This is a genomic window from Ectobacillus funiculus (assembly GCF_004138295.1).
Classification (GTDB): Bacteria; Bacillota; Bacilli; order Bacillales; family Bacillaceae_G; genus Ectobacillus; species Ectobacillus funiculus.
In genome coordinates this window covers 21,938-40,467 of the sequence record NZ_SCFM01000020.1, presented here as the reverse complement: position 1 = coordinate 40,467, position 18,530 = coordinate 21,938, and the positions used below count along the sequence as shown (strand labels likewise).

Annotated in this window: 19 protein-coding genes and 1 riboswitch; of the genes, 15 read left to right on the top strand and 4 right to left on the bottom strand. The window is 38.2% G+C overall.

From position 1 onward, the window contains the following. Nucleotides 1-24: 24 nt before the first annotated feature. The 3 genes from EP737_RS14845 to EP737_RS26570 all read left to right on the top strand — a co-directional run bounded on the left by EP737_RS14845 (nt 25) and on the right by EP737_RS26570 (nt 2,706). Complete coding sequence (locus tag EP737_RS14845; protein ID WP_129728759.1) at nt 25-951, top strand: LysR family transcriptional regulator; 927 nt, start codon at nt 25-27, stop codon at nt 949-951. Nucleotides 952-1,759: 808 nt separating this feature from the next. Continuing rightward, nucleotides 1,760-1,996, top strand: coding sequence for an aspartyl-phosphate phosphatase Spo0E family protein (locus tag EP737_RS14840; RefSeq protein WP_246040266.1), 237 nt, complete (start codon nt 1,760-1,762; stop codon nt 1,994-1,996). A 584-nt stretch (nt 1,997-2,580) separates the two neighbouring features. After that, a complete protein-coding gene (locus EP737_RS26570) occupies nt 2,581-2,706 on the top strand; it encodes a hypothetical protein (RefSeq protein ID WP_281278899.1) in 126 nt (41 codons plus the stop codon). Between the two features lie 151 nt (nt 2,707-2,857). Here EP737_RS26570 and EP737_RS14835 read toward each other — a convergent pair whose 3' ends face one another. Next, nucleotides 2,858-3,439, bottom strand: a complete 582-nt coding sequence (locus tag EP737_RS14835; RefSeq protein WP_129728757.1) for a TetR/AcrR family transcriptional regulator — start codon at nt 3,437-3,439, stop codon at nt 2,858-2,860. A 220-nt stretch (nt 3,440-3,659) separates the two neighbouring features. After that, a riboswitch (ZMP/ZTP riboswitch) is annotated at nt 3,660-3,738 on the top strand. A gap of 182 nt (nt 3,739-3,920) precedes the next feature. Here EP737_RS14835 and EP737_RS14830 point away from each other — a divergent pair. Continuing rightward, on the top strand, nt 3,921-5,117 hold the full coding sequence (locus EP737_RS14830) for a phosphoglycerate dehydrogenase (protein WP_129728756.1): 1,197 nt from the start codon (nt 3,921-3,923) through the stop codon (nt 5,115-5,117). Nucleotides 5,118-5,274: 157 nt separating this feature from the next. Here the strand turns inward: EP737_RS14830 and EP737_RS14825 are convergent, their stop codons facing one another. Next, nucleotides 5,275-5,523: an HPr family phosphocarrier protein gene (locus tag EP737_RS14825; RefSeq protein ID WP_129728755.1), complete on the bottom strand. Its 249-nt coding sequence runs from the start codon at nt 5,521-5,523 to the stop codon at nt 5,275-5,277. Nucleotides 5,524-5,789: 266 nt separating this feature from the next. On the opposite strand from EP737_RS14825, the gene EP737_RS14820 reads away from it, so the two are divergent. Beyond that, complete coding sequence (locus tag EP737_RS14820; protein WP_129728754.1) at nt 5,790-6,572, top strand: TIM barrel protein; 783 nt, start codon at nt 5,790-5,792, stop codon at nt 6,570-6,572. A gap of 221 nt (nt 6,573-6,793) precedes the next feature. On the opposite strand, the gene EP737_RS14815 is transcribed toward EP737_RS14820, so the two are convergent. Both EP737_RS14815 and EP737_RS14810 read right to left on the bottom strand, forming a co-directional pair. Further along, complete coding sequence (locus tag EP737_RS14815; protein ID WP_129728753.1) at nt 6,794-7,378, bottom strand: cysteine dioxygenase family protein; 585 nt, start codon at nt 7,376-7,378, stop codon at nt 6,794-6,796. A 138-nt stretch (nt 7,379-7,516) separates the two neighbouring features. After that, nucleotides 7,517-8,635 carry an LLM class flavin-dependent oxidoreductase gene (locus tag EP737_RS14810; RefSeq protein ID WP_129728752.1) on the bottom strand — a complete coding sequence of 373 codons (1,119 nt, stop codon included), beginning with the start codon at nt 8,633-8,635 and terminating at the stop codon, nt 7,517-7,519. A 410-nt stretch (nt 8,636-9,045) separates the two neighbouring features. Here EP737_RS14810 and EP737_RS14805 point away from each other — a divergent pair, with 410 nt between their 5' ends. The 10 genes from EP737_RS14805 (at nt 9,046) to EP737_RS14760 (ending at nt 18,522) form a co-directional block, all read left to right on the top strand. Further along, a complete protein-coding gene (locus tag EP737_RS14805; protein WP_129728751.1) occupies nt 9,046-9,933 on the top strand; it encodes a LysR family transcriptional regulator in 888 nt (295 codons plus the stop codon). A gap of 172 nt (nt 9,934-10,105) precedes the next feature. Continuing rightward, nucleotides 10,106-11,293 (top strand): CaiB/BaiF CoA transferase family protein, encoded by a 1,188-nt coding sequence (locus tag EP737_RS14800; RefSeq protein WP_129728750.1) that lies wholly within the window; start codon nt 10,106-10,108, stop codon nt 11,291-11,293. Between the two features lie 84 nt (nt 11,294-11,377). After that, a complete protein-coding gene (locus EP737_RS14795) occupies nt 11,378-12,463 on the top strand; it encodes an LLM class flavin-dependent oxidoreductase (RefSeq protein ID WP_129728749.1) in 1,086 nt (361 codons plus the stop codon). Between the two features lie 42 nt (nt 12,464-12,505). Then, nucleotides 12,506-13,288 (top strand): aliphatic sulfonate ABC transporter permease SsuC, encoded by a 783-nt coding sequence (gene ssuC, locus EP737_RS14790; protein ID WP_129728748.1) that lies wholly within the window; start codon nt 12,506-12,508, stop codon nt 13,286-13,288. A gap of 17 nt (nt 13,289-13,305) precedes the next feature. Further along, nucleotides 13,306-14,076: an ATP-binding cassette domain-containing protein gene (locus tag EP737_RS14785; RefSeq protein ID WP_129728747.1), complete on the top strand. Its 771-nt coding sequence runs from the start codon at nt 13,306-13,308 to the stop codon at nt 14,074-14,076. A gap of 36 nt (nt 14,077-14,112) precedes the next feature. Next, a complete protein-coding gene (locus EP737_RS14780; RefSeq protein WP_129728746.1) occupies nt 14,113-14,496 on the top strand; it encodes a NifB/NifX family molybdenum-iron cluster-binding protein in 384 nt (127 codons plus the stop codon). A 49-nt stretch (nt 14,497-14,545) separates the two neighbouring features. Beyond that, entirely contained in the window at nt 14,546-15,301 is a 756-nt protein-coding gene (locus tag EP737_RS14775; protein WP_129728745.1) for an enoyl-CoA hydratase/isomerase family protein, read from the top strand. A 13-nt stretch (nt 15,302-15,314) separates the two neighbouring features. Then, a complete protein-coding gene (locus EP737_RS14770) occupies nt 15,315-16,289 on the top strand; it encodes an aliphatic sulfonate ABC transporter substrate-binding protein (protein ID WP_129728744.1) in 975 nt (324 codons plus the stop codon). A gap of 315 nt (nt 16,290-16,604) precedes the next feature. Continuing rightward, nucleotides 16,605-17,372, top strand: coding sequence for a class II aldolase/adducin family protein (locus EP737_RS14765; protein WP_129728743.1), 768 nt, complete (start codon nt 16,605-16,607; stop codon nt 17,370-17,372). 121 nt (nt 17,373-17,493) lie between these two features. Then, nucleotides 17,494-18,522: an ABC transporter substrate-binding protein gene (locus EP737_RS14760; RefSeq protein ID WP_129728742.1), complete on the top strand. Its 1,029-nt coding sequence runs from the start codon at nt 17,494-17,496 to the stop codon at nt 18,520-18,522. Nucleotides 18,523-18,530: the final 8 nt, after the last annotated feature.

The following is an 18,530-nucleotide window of genomic DNA, read 5'->3' as shown; positions in this document are numbered from 1 at the left end:
AATTCGAATAAACAGGAGATAAAGATGGAGTTAAGAGATTTAAAATCCTTTATTGAGGTAGCCAACTACAAAAATTTTACGAAAGCTGCATCGCATTCCTATTTGTCTCAGCCTGCATTAAGCAAAGCGGTTAAGAAGCTGGAAGAGGAGCTTCATGTAGAACTGTTTGATCGGTCTAGGAGACAATTAAAATTAACCGATGCCGGTAAAATTGTGTATCAACAAGGAATAAAAGCATTATCATCCCTGTCTGAATTAACAACGCTTTTAGATGAGTTAATAAACATAGAAGCGGGCGAAATCAAAATTGGTATTCCCCCCTTGATAGGAACCTTATTTTTCCCTTCTATTGCTAGAAGCTTCAGTGAGCAATACCCAAAGGTCGTCTTAGAATTAGTGGAGCTTGGGGCAAAACTTATTGAGGATTTAGTGGAGGAGGGGCAAATAGACGTAGGGATTATCGTCTTGCCGAGTGATAAATCCAAATTTAATATCAGTCCTTTTGTAAAAGATGAATTCGTTTTATACATTCATAAAGACCACGATCTAGCACAGCAGCCTTTTGTATCACTACAGCAACTACAGGATGAAAAATTTATCCTTTTTTCACGGGAATTTGCGTTACATGACTATATTAGGCGAGAGTGCATAGCCTCTGGTTTTACACCCACCGTCTCTTATCAAAGCTCACAATGGGATTTGATTATTGAGCTTGTCGCCTCACAATTGGGAATTGCCATTCTTCCTAAATCTATTTATTACAAACAAAATAATCCTAACATTAGGATTATTCCATTAAGAAATCCAACTCTAATTTGGGAAGTAGGGATTATAACAAAAAAAGATTCCTATCATTCATTTGCTTTGAGAGAGTTATTAAAGCAGCTTACGAAAGGGACTGTATATGACTCGTCCTCGAGCTCGAATGTAAAGAATATACCTGACAAATGAAGTTACAGAACGTATCATGTTCTCAATCGATTTCCCCTATCAATGCCAAAAGATTGCTTCGTTTATAAGGAGTGTAGATACATAAGGAAAACTAAAGCAGTCCAGCTTGCCGAGAGAGCGAGATGGGCTGCTTTAGTTTTTTACAAGGTGTATTAGTGAAAACGACACAAAAAAATAAGGTGAAAAACGAGAGTGCAGCATCAAAATAATGCCTTATAAAAATAAGGAAAGAAGCCGTTCATTATGTAAAAAACTTTCCTTTTTTCATTATATTTCAGACTGTTTAGACTTTTTTAAAAATTTATAATTTTTAGTATTTACAAGATTCGACTTTCTTTGTATTATAAGAACAAGAAATACATACACATCAAAAACATTAGAAAGGGAGGTGATTCCAATGGGATAGAGAAAGGCGAAATGTACATAAACATGTGCATGGGACAAGACCAAAATCATTTAAAGACACGGTGCGTTCAGCTGCTTAAATGAGGCGGAGGTGCATAAGGTAAAACATTGAGTACAAGAAATCATAGGATTTTGTGAAGAATCTCTTTTATCCTACAATCCCCTGTCCGAATACGTGATAAAATGAAAATAACTGAAAGGGTTTCAGATTAATGGAAGACGAAATAGTATAAGCGACCTTGTGACTCCTAGGTGGATGATCAAGGTCGCTTACTTATATATATGAGAAATAATCCATTTTTTCTTAGTTTTGAATTTATCCAGTTCCATAATCTTTTAATAGTACTTATTCATACAATATTCGTGGATTTCATTTCCATTTTCTCTTAATCGTTAACAACCTTTGACTTGCAAAAGGGGATGTGACAATGACATGGATATTTTCACGCTCGAACACTTAATTAAAGAGAAAAAGACCCAGCTCTTAAATATAGGTGAACGCTATGGACTCAATCATCGTAAGACAATTCAATGCAGCCAAGAGCTAGATCAGCTATTAAATTTATATATGAAAGAACAGAACACAGTTGCACACGCAAATTTACCTCGTAACTATCCACCTATATATGATTTCCGTTGAAAACATTTTCGTAAAAATGCCACAAGAGGCTCTTCCGCCTTATCCTTAGCTTGGTGGGCATGCAGCAGAACCTCTTTTGAGATAGATATTGATTCTTCCTCTTCAAGATCAGAAACTTTTTTAGGTATGTTTTGCAAAGTTTTTCGAGAGGATTTTTATCACATCTTTTTTAGTTAAAAATGTAATAGCGTACTCTTTCATGCAACAAATGTATAGATAGGAATGTATGATAAAAATTTTATATTGTTTTCATTTTAATCTTATAAAACACACACCCATTTTTAATAAAGGCCAATTATTCTAAAGGTATTGAAAAGGGGAAAGGTTTAAATTTTAAAAGTTCCCAGCGGGTGGTGATGAAAGTGCCAGCTATGTACCTAAAACGGATTTGGACGCCTTTAGAATGGTTTGGTATATCCTTTTTTAAGGACCAAGAAGACGGAAGGTATTATTACAAAAAACAGGGTGGGAATCTAAAGCGTTTTGGAAAAGCCTTATAGGGTAATTTTGATACTTATGTTTTTGAAGAGCGTTTCATAATTCCCCTTTTTCTGTCAAAGGAGTTAGCTGTTAGCCAAAGCTAGGTGCAAGCAGATGCGTCTCATGTATTGCATTCAACTCATACATTCACAGCAGGCGGACAAGCCATTTCTGCGCATATGCAGCAATTGGCCAAACAAGCGTTTTTAGCTTTATATATTACAGAATGAAAAGCGTGAAGACACTGATTCAGAAGATATATCTGTTCTTTGAATCAGTGTTCTTTTTTGATTAAAAAAGTATGAGTTTGGATATATGAGGTTACAACTTATCAACTGAATGTTTTAAGATCGAATCTCAATGAGTATAATAAATGACCCCTCATCCTAACGAACGTGTCATAAATGCAATTAAATCCTGCACTGTCATTTGGCTGGGCTCTTGCATGATCGTGTTTTGTACCCGCATCCCATACATGAACATAACAAGAGTTTCTGCAACCTTCGCGCTGTGAACTTCTGCGGGAATCACTTTGTGCATCTTTCCAACATCGATCCATCTCGTGCACGTCTCCAAGGTGAACTTGTACGCATCCTGAACCATTGCTGCTACCTTCGGGTTATCCATTTGGCTCAGCAGGTAAATGAAAATTTTATTCGTAACATCTTGGTGATTCGTAGATTGGAGCATACCTTCAGAAATAAGCCGCAGTGGATCATCCAGTCCCGATGTGTTCGGACTCGTTACCACCTCAGTAAAGCGTGCATTCATTTTTTCAACACGTGATTTGAGCACTAAGCCGAGAAGTTCGTCTTTCCCTGATACATAATGGTAAATAGCACCCTTGGATAATCCTGTGCTCCGAATGATATCCTGCAGAGTTGTCTGTCTGCAGCCCTTTTCTTGAATAAGTGCCTCGGTGGCATCCAAGATAATTTGAAAACTCGTGTTGGCAGCTGTCATGTACTTTTTCCTCCCTACAGTATGTAAACTGACCTTTATTATATTATAAGCATCTTAACATACCGACTGACGGTCTGTAAATGTTTCTTATCCAAATAAATGAGCCTCTTCTTAAAGGCGCTAAGAGAGGAGACTGATTCAGGTAGTATTTGGAAAGAAAACAATTTTTAAATAAAAGGTTGAGGATTGCTGAAGAATTTGCTAAGATAAAAGAAATTAAAGGGCTATGTGTAACTGGCGAAACGCGGAGAACCGTGGGGGAGCACATAGTATCGTAGCCGTTCGCCTGGGCAGAGGTAAGGGAAATATCCCTTGCCTCTTTCTGCTTATAAGGAGAGGATATTGACAGCAATTGTAATTTTTAAGCTTCAGGATTCAGGTTTCAGCAGCCTTGAATAGTGATAAGTTTCTTTGCTTAAAATCTTGTTTGTTAATTTAGGGATTCACAAACTATTATTTGTTAAACAGAGGAGAGAACAATATGAGCACACTTACTTTAGAAAAGGTAAAAACAATTAAAACTTTGAATAATATTGCCGAGAGCGGATTAAATGTATTTCAAGATGGCTTCGCTATCGACAATGACAGTGACAATCCAGATGCTATTCTTGTCCGCAGCTTTAATATGCATGCAATAGAGTTCGGTAATGATTTAAAAGCAATTGCACGGGCTGGAGCAGGTGTTAATAATATTCCGCTTGATAAATGCACAGAGCAAGGTATCGTTGTTTTTAATACACCTGGTGCTAATGCTAATGCTGTAAAAGAAATGGTATTAGCTTCAATGCTGGCGGCATCCCGTAACCTTTTTGACGGTGTGGCATGGACAAAGACGCTGGAAGTAGAAGGCGAACAAATTCCAAAGCTTGTAGAAGCAGGAAAAAAACAATTCGTCGGAAAAGAAATTAAAGGAAAAACTTTAGGTGTCGTTGGTTTAGGAGCGATCGGTGCTCTTGTAGCAAATAGCGCGCTTGATTTAGGCATGGATGTAATTGCGTTCGATCCGTTTATCTCTGTTGACGTAGCTTGGAACTTATCCCGTAATGTACAACGTGCTATGAAGATTGAACAATTGTTTGCTAATGCTGATTATATTACTGTACACGTTCCATTAACTGCTGATACAAAAGCAATGTTTAATCAAGAAACATTTGGCATCATGAAGCAAGATGTTTATATTTTGAACTTCTCACGCGGTGAGCTTGTGAATGAGGCAGATATGGAATTGGCGCTTGAGAACGGAAAAGTTGGTAAGTATATTACAGATTTCCCGAATGAAGCAGTATTGAAAATGAAAAATACAATTCCAGTTCCGCATCTTGGTGCTTCTACAGCAGAATCAGAGGAAAACTGCGCGATTATGGCAGCTCGTCAAGTAAAGGAATTCTTAGAAACAGGAAATATTAAAAACTCAGTGAATTTCCCTAACGCTTCCCTTCCTTATGTAGGAAAGCAACGTGTGGCAGCTTTCCATAAAAATGTTCCTAACATGGTAGGACAGATTACATCAGCTATCTCAAGCTATGATTTGAACATTGCTGATATGGTTAACAGAAGCCGCGGAGACTATGCATATACAATGATTGACATTGATAACGAAGTAAACAGCGATATCCTTCCTAGCTTGGAAAACAAAATCAAACAAATTGCAGGTATCGTTACAGCTCGTATTATTTAAGTAAAGATTATTATATAGTTTATAAAACATCTCAGTCTTGTTTTTTATTTCTGCTAGATGTTATCAACTAACAAAGCCGCTCCTTTTGGGGTGGCTTTGTTAGTTTCTAGAGCGTTTCTTTGATATATTGGATGTGTTATCGATCTTAGATTTTAGCTTATAATTTGTTAACAACAGCTGTAATCGCTTCTTGCTCATCGGTCCCCATAGCTACTACTGTTACCTCTGCTCCTTTTTGTAACGGTAGAGATAATAACCTGAGTATACTTTTTAAATTAATCGTTTTGTTATAGACAGGGGTGTATAAGGTCATTTCACTTTGGAATTTACTTGCCTCTCGGACAATTTCTGAAATTCGCTTTAGATGGTGATAGTCTCCTTGCAACAATATGGTTTGTTTCACCATAAGTATCCCCCCTTATCAAAATTTTGATTAGTGTAGCGGATTTAAAAGTGGAAAAACATTGAAAAACCCCTAAAATGGTAAATGTAGGATTTTATTTAGTATAAACGTGATGAGAATTTCTGACAGGATTTTTGTGAGATAATCCTACAGTATTTTTTGCGCTTTTAAGAAAGTATGACTGAAGCAATTAAAAATCTTGGTTCTAACGAGAGAAAAAGGACGAGTAAACTATTGAGATAGGTCTGAATAAGGGGGAGTGTGCAATAATGAATTATATTCGTTTGAAGACAGGACTTAATATTCAGGATATTGAAGATAGAGTACAATACAATCCAGAAATTATCGAGCTGCATTTAACAGAGCATGATTTATATGAGCCGGAAATCATTACACAACGTATACAATTATTAAAATCTCAAGGAATTCGTGTGTACCTGCACCAACCAATGACCTATAAGGGACAGTACTTGGATATTATCAGCTCAAACCAAGATATGCGCGATCATTATAACTGGTCCTGCAAAGCACTAGCAGCCATTTGTAATCAGGAGGATATTCAATGCGTCATTCACTGTCACTATACAGCATCAGAAAACACGGATTATCAGAATGCAATGAAAAGGAAGGAAACTAGAAAACGAATTGAAGAGGTATTACATATTTGTCATACAGCTTTTCTTTGGGAAGACTCGGTAAAAGGCATTTTCTCGGCTGAAAATCCATTCCTATTCTCAGAAATAGTGGAACCATTGAATTTACCTTTAACTATTGATGTCAGTCACTCTTTTATAGCATTACAAGGAGATAATCAAGGTTTAGAAAGACACCTAGAGAAATTTCATGTTTTTGCGACATACTTTCATCTTGCAGATAGTATGGGAATCATTCATGATGCACTGCCGTTAGGTACAGGCCGAATTAACTGGAGAATGGTTAAACCTTACGTGAACGATAAAGATTTTATTTTTGAAGTTGATTTAAGATCTTCTAATTTTACTGACTGTACGCCAATGGTTGTGAGCGCGGAGTATTTTCAGTGGATAGAATAAAGCTGCCCTTAGGCGAAGACAGAAGCGTAGTTGCACTTATACTGTATTCCTAAAATTTCTCACTACGTCGAATAGTCTTCCAGCTAGAAATTTACGCTTTCTTAAAGTGCGAAAAAAGCATAAAATACTCCCCATCTATGGATCTTGGGGAGTGTTTTATGCTTATGATCTAAGTGCACTTAGGGGGGAGATGACATGATGTTATGATTATTATGAACGATTTAGCTGTAAATCGGGCTACTGTTTTTATGTACTGTAATCACATCGCTCGTTGCGTGGGTGTCCTGATGATAAATATGCCTTTGTTGTTTGCCTATATCTGTTCCATAAACATGAATAGTAATAGCGGGCTGTTCGGATAGATTACGGACACTATGTATATCCGCATTAGGCGGGTATACAAATGAAATATCATTACGGTTTACATGCACTACGTCAATCACCTCTAACGTATAGTCTTGTTCACCTGCTGCACTAGGAACTTTACGATATCTGGTTTCTTCAATAGTACCCTCATATATCCCCACAAGTCCCCAAACTAAATGGTCGTGAATAGGGGCTGTTTGTCCGGGGCCCCAAACAAATCCAACAATCGAAAATACTTCATCTTCAGGCTTATATAACAGAAATTGACTATATTTATCTGGGCTGGGCTTTTTATACTCTGCAGGCAGTAGGTCTTTTGTTTGCAAAAGCGTTTGGAAATGGGGCTTGAGACGTTCTACGATCTCTTTTTCCGTTATTGCATCCTTTAGTATTTCTCTTACTGAATCCTCAAATTTGATTAACTGATCACGGATTGCCATGGCGGTTCCTCCTTAAATTAGGTTCATTTTCGATACTTTGAATCTCTTAATCCCTCAATTGGCGTAGCAAGTGAGACTGTTCATATACTATGTTGAAATTAATTCTAGGGATAAGCCTTAGCTCCAATTCTTGAAAGGTTATCTAGAATACTGTCTAGCGGATAACTTCTGATGCACTCTTGGTATTACGTAATCTCCAACCTCCTGAATTGTTTCAAGAAACGGATAACCACGAAGTAGAATCTTACTGAATCCTAAATCAATATACTCTATAATGCGATCAGCTACTTGGTCAGGTGTCCCTACTAATGAGATACCATTTCCACCTACAACACTTGCTACGCCTGCCCATAAGTTTGGACCGATACGAAAACCATTATCCCTAGAGGCGCTTACAAGTTTTTGCAAGCGTTTATTCCCTTCGGATTCACCGGATTTCGTTTGTTTTTCTTTATAAGCAAAATGGTTTTGACTTACACTTTTTAATAGTTTATCGGCTTTTGCCCAAGCCTCTTCTTCAGTATCACCTAAAATAACTTGCAGCGAGACACTATAATCCAAGTGGCGTTTTTCTTGTACAGCTAGAACTTTGATCTCCTCGAGCTGTTGTTGCGTAAGTTCTAGTGTCTCTCCCCAAAGCATATACACATCGGCTTCTTTGGCGGCTGTTTTTTTTGCTGCTGCCGACGATCCCCCGAAAAATATTTTTGGGTGAGGCTGCTGCAACGGTTTATAAAATAAAGATGCATTCTTTAAAGTATAAAAATCTCCGTGATGATCAAAGTTATCTTCTGTAAACAACCGTTTTAGAACGTGAATAAACTCTTGGGTTCGTTTATAACGTGTACTATGGTCTAAGAAGTCGCCATCAGCATTTAACTCTTGGGGGGATCCTCCTGTCACAATATTCACTAGCGCTCTTTTGTTAGAATAATAATCTAGCGAAGCGAATTGACGAGCAAAGGTCGTCGGGGAAATAAACCCAGGTCTTGCAGCAAATAGAAATTTAATCTTTTCAGTTGCTGTAATCAAAGCAGAGGCAGTAACGATAGAATCGATGCATGTATTGCCAGTTGGCAAAAGAACGGTATCAAACCCTTTTTTCTCAGCTTGTTGAATAACAGTTTTTAAGTATTCAAGTGAAGGCTCTCTATCGGAGATTGTTTTCCATGGATCTACTCGATTGGAATGTGCCGTATTACTAAAAATGGATTGTGAGTCACCGTGAGTTGGTAAGACAGTGATAAATTCAACCATATTATTTCCTCCTTAAATTAAAGTTAATCAATCAGAATAGTTTGTTATAGAGGGCTCATAAATATCATAAAGGCAAATATTTATTTTGTATAATTGAAAAAAAGGAACTGTAAATTCATTTAAATTGAACTGACTATAAAGCACTCATTATTTCGAGAGCATCTAATCTAAGAATAAAATTACCAATTCTTACTTGACTTATCGGAAAAATGGTAATAACATTTTTAAGTAAGAGAATATATAAGCTGACTAGACAACTGGAGGCCTTAAAGCAGTGAAAAGTATCACAGGCTTTGTCTAGGAGGATTATCTAGCTTCTTTTAGAAGCTGCTAAAGCCTATGATCTTTTCATTCTAAGGATCATCGGCTTTTTTACGTGCATTTCATAATAGAATAATTGGGGTGAGCAGATGGATTTAAGAACAGTTAAAACATTTCAAACGATCGCCCGACTCGGAAGTTTTCAGCAGGCAGCTGAAGAATTGAAGTATGTCCAATCAACAGTCACAATGCAAATTCAAAAGCTTGAGTCGGATCTCGGGATTAAACTAATAGAAAGAGGCAAGAAAATTCATTTAACAGAAGCCGGTAGACTATTCTATGAAAAGGCAGATGTGTTATTAAGACATTTAGATTATGTAAAAGATACAATGCATGAATGGCTGCACGGTGAGGCTGGCAAGGTTAGGATAGGGGCAATTGAGCCAATGGCTATTTACCGATTGCCTAACATACTAGCGCCTTTCAGTAAACGTTATCCAAAGGTGCAAATAAGTATTCAAGTAAACAATACACAAACCTTAACCAAAATGATTAAAGAAGGTGAAATTGATATCGCAATTTGCAATACTCCTATTTTGGATCATACAACTCTATTCGAGCCTCTTTTGCTTGAGGAAGTGTCCCTATTACTACCGGAGAATCACAGGCTAGCACATAAAGACAGAGTGTACTTGTCTGATTTTAAAGAGGAGCAGCTGTTATTAAGCGCTTTTGTTTGTAATTATCGAATTAGTTTAGAAAAATCATTACTAGAAGCTGGGGTTAATCCTAATATAGGATTGGAGATAAATAGCATGGCTGCTTTGAAAGAGTACGTCCAAGCTGGTCTAGGGATTGCTGTGGTACCCGATATTATGGTTGCTTCTCCGCCTAGCGGTACAATTGCAAGGAAGATAGCAGACTTAAATGTTGGGGTAATGACGGGTATTTTAAGAAAGGCAAATGCTACGATTACAAGCGGGACATCTATTGACCGGTTAATTACTTCTATAAAGGAATCATTTGCTTTAAAGTAGAATTCAATATTTTTGAATTTCTCATTCATATTTATCAATTATACAAATTAGATAAAGTAAGCTATAGTGTATTAAAACATAGAATTCCGATTAGTTCACTTGACTAGATGGTTTGCATTACTATCTAAAGTTGCTAAAAGAATGGCTGTAGGTAAGAGGAAGGAGCGTTAGGATGAATCAAAGCAATATACGACCACTAACTGGCATACGTGTTCTAGAGTTTGGCCAAATTGCAGCTGGACCTTACACTGGTATGCTGTTGGCGGATTTAGGGGCAGATGTGGTAAAGATTGAAAGACCCAACGGTGGGGATGGCATGAGGCTTTGGCCGCCATTTATTTACAACAATGAGAACGAAGGCTATAGTGCTAATTTTTCATCTTTAAATCGTAATAAGAGGAGTGTTGTAATTGATTTTAAGAATAGGGATGAATTACAAATACTAAAGAAACTTTGTTTAGAAGCAGATGTGATTATTGAAAATTTCAGACCAGGTATCTTGGGAAAATTTGAATTGGATTATCATAGCCTTGCTGAGGAGAATGCTAAACTTGTCTATTGTTCGATCTCGGGTTATGGCCAGCAAGGACCATATGCAAAAAAAGGGGCCTTTGATGTAACTGTTCAAGCCATTAGCGGGTTAATGAGCGTAACTGGAGAAGAGGAAGGCTCACCTGTGAAGTGCGGTGTTCCTGTAGCTGATTTTTCTGTTGGATTATATGCAGCATATACAATTGCAGCAGCTATTCATAAGGTTCAGCAGGATGGCAAGGGAACATATATTGACTGCTCCATGTTAGGGAGTGTACTAGGGATCTCAGCATTACAAACTAGCGAATACTTTGGTAATGAAAAAGCGCCTAAACGTTTAGGAACCGCCCATCCTCGCAACGCTCCTTATCAAGGCTTTTATGGGAGTGACAAACCTTTTGTCATTGCCGCAGGAAATGATAAATTGTGGAAGGAGGTGTGTGAAGCAACCGGCTTAGAAGAATTATTTATAGACTCCAGGTTTGTTACCCAGACGCTGCGTGCCAAAAATCAGAAAGAATTAGCAGCTATTTTACAGAAGGTTTTTGTTACAAAAACTGCCGAAGCTTGGATTCAGGAATTTGATCGAAGAGGAGTGCCATCAGCCCCAATCCATGACTTCCAGGAAGCTTTGGCAAGTCCTATCACTCAATCGCTGGATGTTGTAAAGGAGTTACCTTTACCTAATGGAACACAATTAAAAACAGTAGGCTTTCCTGTGAAAATAGAAGGATATGAATTTGAAATATATCGTACACCGCCTTTAATTGGTGAACATAATGAGGAAGTGCTACAAGAATGGTTGGAAAAACCTGCAATTAATAGTTGAACAGCTCATGCAGCTGCAATTGTAGAAAATATTAGATTAAAACCAAGTATTTCGATAAAAATAATTAATATTGGAGGAGTTTAAATGGTTGAGTTTCTTACCATGTCGCCTACAGCTGGAGATGGGAAATATGTTGGAGTTCCATGGGAGATAGAGCCTTCTTTTCACTATAACCATCAAATTGCAAGGGTAACGGAACAGACAGGATTTTCATCTTTATTATTGCCGGTAGGAGCTGAATGCTTAGATGCTTCAATCGTTGCGGCATCCTTAATTCAATCAACTGAAAAGCTTAAGTTTTTATATGCAGCAAGACCTGGCTTTATTAGTCCTACTGTCTTTGCTAAGCAATTTGCTACATTGGATTATTTGTCAAACGGCCGCGCTATGATTAATGTTGTAACGGGCGGTTCATTAGAGGATTTAGGAAAAGATGGAGATAGCTTGCCTCATCACTTGCGGTATAAGAGAACAGAAGAGTTTGTCCATATTCTAAAACGCTTATTTACCGAAGAAATTGTCACTCATAAAGGAGACTACTATTCTTTTACAAACACATCACTATTCCCTAAACCAGTTCAACAGCCGCGACCAGAAATTTTTATGGGAGGAGCATCTACAGCCGGTAAAAGGGTTGCTGCAAAATTGGCAGACATATATATGCTGTGGGGAGAAACGCTTGAAAATACAAAAGCTCGCATTGATGAAATGAATCAATTGGCCGCAGAGGAAGGAAGAACCTTAAAATATTCTGTATCCTTTCAAGTCATCCTTGGAGAAACAGAAGAGCTAGCCTGGGAGCGCGCTCATCGTTTAATTAGTAAAGTAAGTCAAGAGAGTATCGCACAAAGAGAAAGATATAGAGTAAAAGATGAATCGGTTGGACATAAAAGGTTAGAAACGCTAATGAAGGATGCCAAAGATAATAATTTTGTTATTGGACCTAATCTTTGGGCAGGATTGACACAAGTACTAAGCGGCAATTCTATTGCGTTAGTAGGAACACCAGACCAAATTGCAGATCGAATCGTTGAATATGTGAATTTAGGGTTTGAAAAAGTGCTTTTAAGGGGCTTTCCTCATTTAGAAGTAATTGAATCAATCGGGAAGGAAGTAATCCCAAGGGTGCAAAGCAGGTTGAAAGAAAGTCATGCACATGTTCAGGTGTAGAGCTTTGCTGCGATATGAAAAAGTAAAAGGGAGGGACAGAGAATGGATAAGGCTAATACCAATATCTATAAAAACCGAATAGCACCCTGGATGTTACCAGTACTACTAATAGTCCTTTGGCAATTGTTCTCGTCTGTTGGACTTATTTCCAAAAAAACCTTACCGGCACCAGTGGATATTTTATATAGTGCGATTCAGTTGATCCAAACTGGTGAATTACTAGAACACATTAAAGTAAGCTTCCATCGAGCATTTATAGGCTTTGCAATCGGAGGGAGCATGGGGCTCATACTTGGTATTGTGAATGGGGTATCCCCCGTTGCCGAAAAGCATTTAGATACCACTATTCAGATGTTTCGGAATATTCCGCACTTAGCTTTAATCCCGCTTGTAATCCTATGGCTGGGGATAGGAGAAGAAGCTAAAATCTTTCTCGTTGCAATTGGCGTTTTCTTTCCTATCTACGTAAATACCTATCACGGTATTATCTCAGTAGACAAATCATTAATTGAAATGGGAAAAGTGTATGGATTAAGCAGAGATAAATTACTATTAAGAGTCATTTTTAAAGGAGCTCTTCCCTCTGTTCTAGTGGGAGTTCGCTATTCCCTCGGCATTATGTGGCTCACTTTAATTGTTGCAGAAACAGTGGCAGCTGATTCAGGTATTGGATATATGGCAATGAATGCTCGAGAATTTATGCAGACCGACATTATTATTGTAGCAATCTTGTTATATGCCATTTTAGGAAAACTCGCTGACTCTTTGGCGAAGTTATTAGAATTTAAGTTGTTAAAGTGGAATCCAAATTATCGAAAATCCTAATCTGAGGGGTGAAGAAATTGAAATCTAGTGACAAAGGAATTCACCTAAAAATAAAAAACTTAAAAAAAGCATTTGGGAATGTTGAAGTGTTAAAAGGGATCAATTTAAGTATACCCTCCGGCGAATTTGTAGCAATTGTTGGGAAGAGCGGGTGCGGAAAAAGCACGTTACTAAGACATATTGCCGGATTAGAAAAAGAAAGTGATGGGGAAATATTTCAAAATGGCGAGAGATTAGGTTCCATTAATAAACATGCACGATTTATGTTTCAAGATGCCCGTCTCCTTCCTTGGGAAAGGGTTTTGGAGAATATCGGGGTAGGCTTAGGTTTAAAGGATAACTGGAAGGAACAAGCTTTATTATCTTTAAAGCAAGTTCATCTTGAAGAAAGAGCGAGTGATTGGCCTTCGGTATTGTCAGGTGGACAACGCCAGCGCGTAGCACTTGCAAGAGCTCTAGCTACTAAACCTAAACTTTTATTATTAGATGAACCACTAGGTGCGCTTGATGCGTTAACACGGATCGAGATGCAGGAATTAATAGAAACAATATGGAAAGAGCAGCAATTTACAGCTGTGCTAGTAACACACGATGTTGCAGAAGCAATTACACTTGCTGATCGCGTTATCTTAATTGAGGATGGGCAGGTGTCTATGGACATGCGTGTTACGTTACCAAGACCGCGTGAAAGAGGAAGTAACGCTTTTGGGAAATTAGAAAGCAAGGTACTATCTCAAGTTATGAAAAAAAATCAACAGCCGCTTTTAGAAGACGTTACTACAGTATAAAAACTAAAATTTCTTAATGAAAAGGAGAAGAGCGAGATGATCATTGCAATGGCCATCACAGGAGACCAGGAAACAATTGTACCTATTATTGAAGGAGAAACTATTCGTTTATACGATACAGAAACGGAGCATGTAAGTGACTTTGAAAATCCTGCTAATAACTTAACTACTGGAAAAAGGAGCGCTGTTATTAAGTGGGCCAATAATAAGGGAGTGAAAGTATTATGCTCCCCGCCGAGTATGCTGTGTGAATTATCCTATGATTTAGCAAGACAAGAGCAGTTTCAGTACTACCGAGTAAAACCTCATACAAGCTTTTCAGCACTGCAAAGTCTTATTAAGGAAAACGGCTTGGAATTAGTGGCAGCGTTGCCGCTAAATGAAATTGAACCAAGTGTTATAGCACCAGCCAAGCAATAAAGTGAATTTATTTGGTATATATGCAATCCACATTTGCTAAGGAGAGATTATGAAACATTTAAAAGTTACGATTCATAACGAACATTCAGTTAAAAAAATTGTCAATATATCTTTAAACTCTCCTCATAATCTTAACGCGATTCATTTAGAGTTATATGAAGAATTAACTGGTTATTTAGATGCAATTTCTGCAGATAAAGAAGTAGGTGCTCTTATTTTCAGCAGTGAATTGGCAACCTCATTTAGTGCTGGTGTAGATGTGAAGTTTGTTCAAAATCTAACCAATCAAGAGGCTAGTGAATTTTTTAGCAAGATATCTAGTTTATTAGAGAAAGTTGTACATTTGCCCATTCCTACAATCTCAGTATTGAGTGGGTATACATTTGGGGCTGGAGCCGATCTTGCCATTTCATGTGATTTTCGTATTGCTAGCAAGTCAACAACCTTTCGATTTCCAGGCCCCCAATTTGGTTTGATTCTAGGTACACAACGTTTAATCCACGAAATTGGACATTCTAGAGCTCGATTTTTAACTTTATCAGGAAGCAGAATTGATGGGCAAAGAGCGTATGAATACGGACTTGTGCATGAGGTGTATGAAAATGAAGCAAAGGCAAAAGAAAATGCTCTAAAACTAGCAGAAACAGTACTGACTGTTCCAGTGCATGCAGTTCAACTATTGAAAAAGATTTGCAATGAACAGCCAAAGGATGCAACCGATTTAACCAGAGAATCTGTTCTAGAAGGAGATTTTAATAGCCGATTCAATGCGTACATAACACAGACAGCGAAAAAAAAGAGTTAGGGTGAAAAGTGAGATGATGAAAAAACGAGCAGTGTATATATTAATGACTCTCATTCTTCTTGTACTAGTGGTAAGTGGCTGCGGGGAGAGTAAACAAACAGCTGGAGCAAGTAATACCGCTGAAAAAGGGGTATTACGGATTGGGTATCAAAAATCTGCACCAATGCTGCTATTAAAGAAGAAAAAGCTCTTAGAAACAAATCTAGGTAAATTAGGTTATGAAGTGAAGTGGTATGAATTTAATACCGGCATTGCTGTAGCAGAGGCATTAAGTACCGGAAGTATCGATTTCGGAGGGTTAGGAGATTCTCCCTCTTTATTCGGTAAGGCTAGAGGCTTGGACTTTGTCTATGTTGCAAGTGAGCCCTCTGTCCCACAATCTGAAGGGATTTTGGTGAAAGACAGCTCCTCCATACAAACAATTAAGGATTTGAAGGGAAAAAAGGTAGCCTTCAACAAAGCCTCAATTTCCCAATACTTGCTATTAAAAGCTTTAAAATCTGAAGGAATGACTATTGATGACGTTGAGCCTGTTTACCTCAATCCGCCAGAGGCCAGCATAGCTTTTTCTCAAGGACAAGTAGATGCATGGGTTACATGGGAACCATATTTCACAACAACCGCAAACCAAGGTGGCCGAGTTTTAGTGAATGGAACAAATTTTGTATCGTTACGTTCGTTTTATATAAGCAGTAATGCCTTTACAAAGGAGCATCCAAAAGCTATTAAACAAGTAGTATTGGAGCTTCAAAAGATTGGCAAGGAAATTAATGAAAATCCATCTGAAGCAGCAGAGCTAGTTTCTGAAGCAACAAAAATACCAGTTTCAACTTGGAAAGAAATATTAAGTAAAAAACCGGCAGATATTCAGTTTATGGATGAACAGGCAGTGCGTGATCTTCAGACTCAGGCTGATGATCTACTTGAAATGAAGTTAATTGGCACGAAAATCCAAGTTGCAAAATCCGCTTGGACTCCAACTAAATAAGAAGCAGCTGTATATCAACACAATCCGTATAAGGGGGTGAAACTTTAATGGATTGATAAAGAAAACTCGCCGATTGGCGAGCCCTGCCTTTGGGCGAAGACAGAGGCATAGTTGCACTTACACTTTGTTCCTAAAATTTCCCGCTACGTCGAGTTTGCTTCTGGCTGGAAATATATACTTTCTTAAAGTGTGAAGAAGCTTTTGGAGTATACAAGCGAGAAGGTAATACAAATAACAAAACAATAACTAAAGAATACAGAATATTCAATCTTTAAATGTGATAACTACTAAACTTATAAAAAAGGGGAAAAAAGCATGCCAACAAAAACAAGTTCAATTTACCAAGAGCCAGTATTTCATACTGTAGAGGAAGAACGTCAACATCGCAAGGAGCGATTAGCAGGGGCATTTAGAATATTTAATCAGTTTGGATTTAATGAAGGGATCGCAGGACATATTACTGTTCGTGATCCGGAGAAGACGGATCACTATTGGGTCAATCCATTAGGAGTACATTTTGGAAAAATGAAGGTAAGTGATCTTCACTTGGTAAATCATGAAGGGGATGTCGTAATTGGTGATCGGCCAATTAACAAAGCAGCTATCGCCATCCACTCGCAAATACACCAAGCGAGACCGGATGTCATTGCAGCGGCTCATTCCCATTCCCTTTACGGAAAAGCATGGTCAGCTTTAGGAAGGCTTTTAGATCCGCTTACTCAGGATTCATGCGTATTTTATCAAGATCATGGATTATTCGATGATTTCACAGGAGTTGTACTTGATAAAACTGAAGGAGAACGTATTGCAGATGCTCTTCAGCAGTACAAAGGGGTCATATTACGGAATCATGGCCTTCTAACAGTTGGACATAGTGTAGATGAGGCCGCTTATTGGTTTATCGCCATGGACCGGGCGTGCCATGCACAATTGCTTGCAGAAGCTGCAGGTAAACCGATTGCCATTGATCATGAAACGGCTCTATTGACACACTCTCAAGTTAGCAGCCCATACAGCGGATGGTTTAATTTCCAACAATTATGGTATAAATTGCTGGAAGAAGAGCCGGATGTTTTACAATAAAACGTTTATTGAACACGATATATGAGAAGCTTGGGCATGAATACGAACCTATTCATGCCTAAGTTAAGCGGTGATTAGGAAACAATAAGTCTATCAATGTAGTAGGAGGGGGAATGTATATATGCAAAAGCTACATTGGCTAGGAGAATTTTTGCGCAAAAACATAGTTCAGCGTTCTTTGCTGCTCGGTATTGCTTCAATCGGGAGTCTCGCGATACTAGCTGGTTGTGGATCTGCTGATCAAACAACAGCTAAGACAGAATCAGTTGACCTTTCAAAGGTAACTTTAGTGTTAGGCGATCAAGCTGGCATGACGAAAGCAAAAGTAGAGGCTTCTAAAGTCCTTGAAGGAACACCTTATAAGGTCAAATGGGCTAGTTTTCAAGGTGCTGCACCTTTATTTGAGGCTGTGAAAGCAGGATCAGTAGACACAGCACCGGCTGGGGATACACCAGTATTAGCTGCAGCGGCTTCAGATGTTCCCATTAAAATTATTGCCACAAGTGTGTCTTCACCAGAGGCAGTCGGAATATTAGTACAAAAAGGTTCCTCAATTAAAAAGGTCGAAGATTTAAAAGGAAAAACAGTTGTTGTTTCTTCTGCTAAAGGGAGTATTGCGCAATATCTGCTCATTGAAGCTTTAAAAGAAGCTGGCCTATCCACCAAGGATGTTAATGTGAAATTTGTTCTTCCAACAGATGCGGCCGCAGCGTTTCAGGCTGGTGAAATCGAAGTGTGGGCTACGTTTGACCCTTACTTAGCAATTGCAGAGAAAAATGGCGGAAGACTGTTACGCAGCGGGAAAGATATTAATACTGGATTAGGATTTATCACTGCTTCGAATGCAGCCTTACAGGATCCTGGAAAAAGAGCCGCCCTCGAAGATGTGATCAAAAGAATCTCTAAAGCATGGGAATGGGAAAACAAACATAAAAAAGAATATATCAATATATACTCCGATATCACAAAATTACCTAAAGATGTCTCAGAAACAATTAATGGAAGAGTAAATGCTGAGGTTAGAGCCGTGACGGATCAGGATATTACCGCGGTGCAAAAAGTAGCAGATGTGTTTATGGATGAAGGTGTACTTGCGAAGCCGGTAAAGGTAGCTAAAATAGTTGATAAAGATATATTTAAGAATCAGTAGTATTTGGA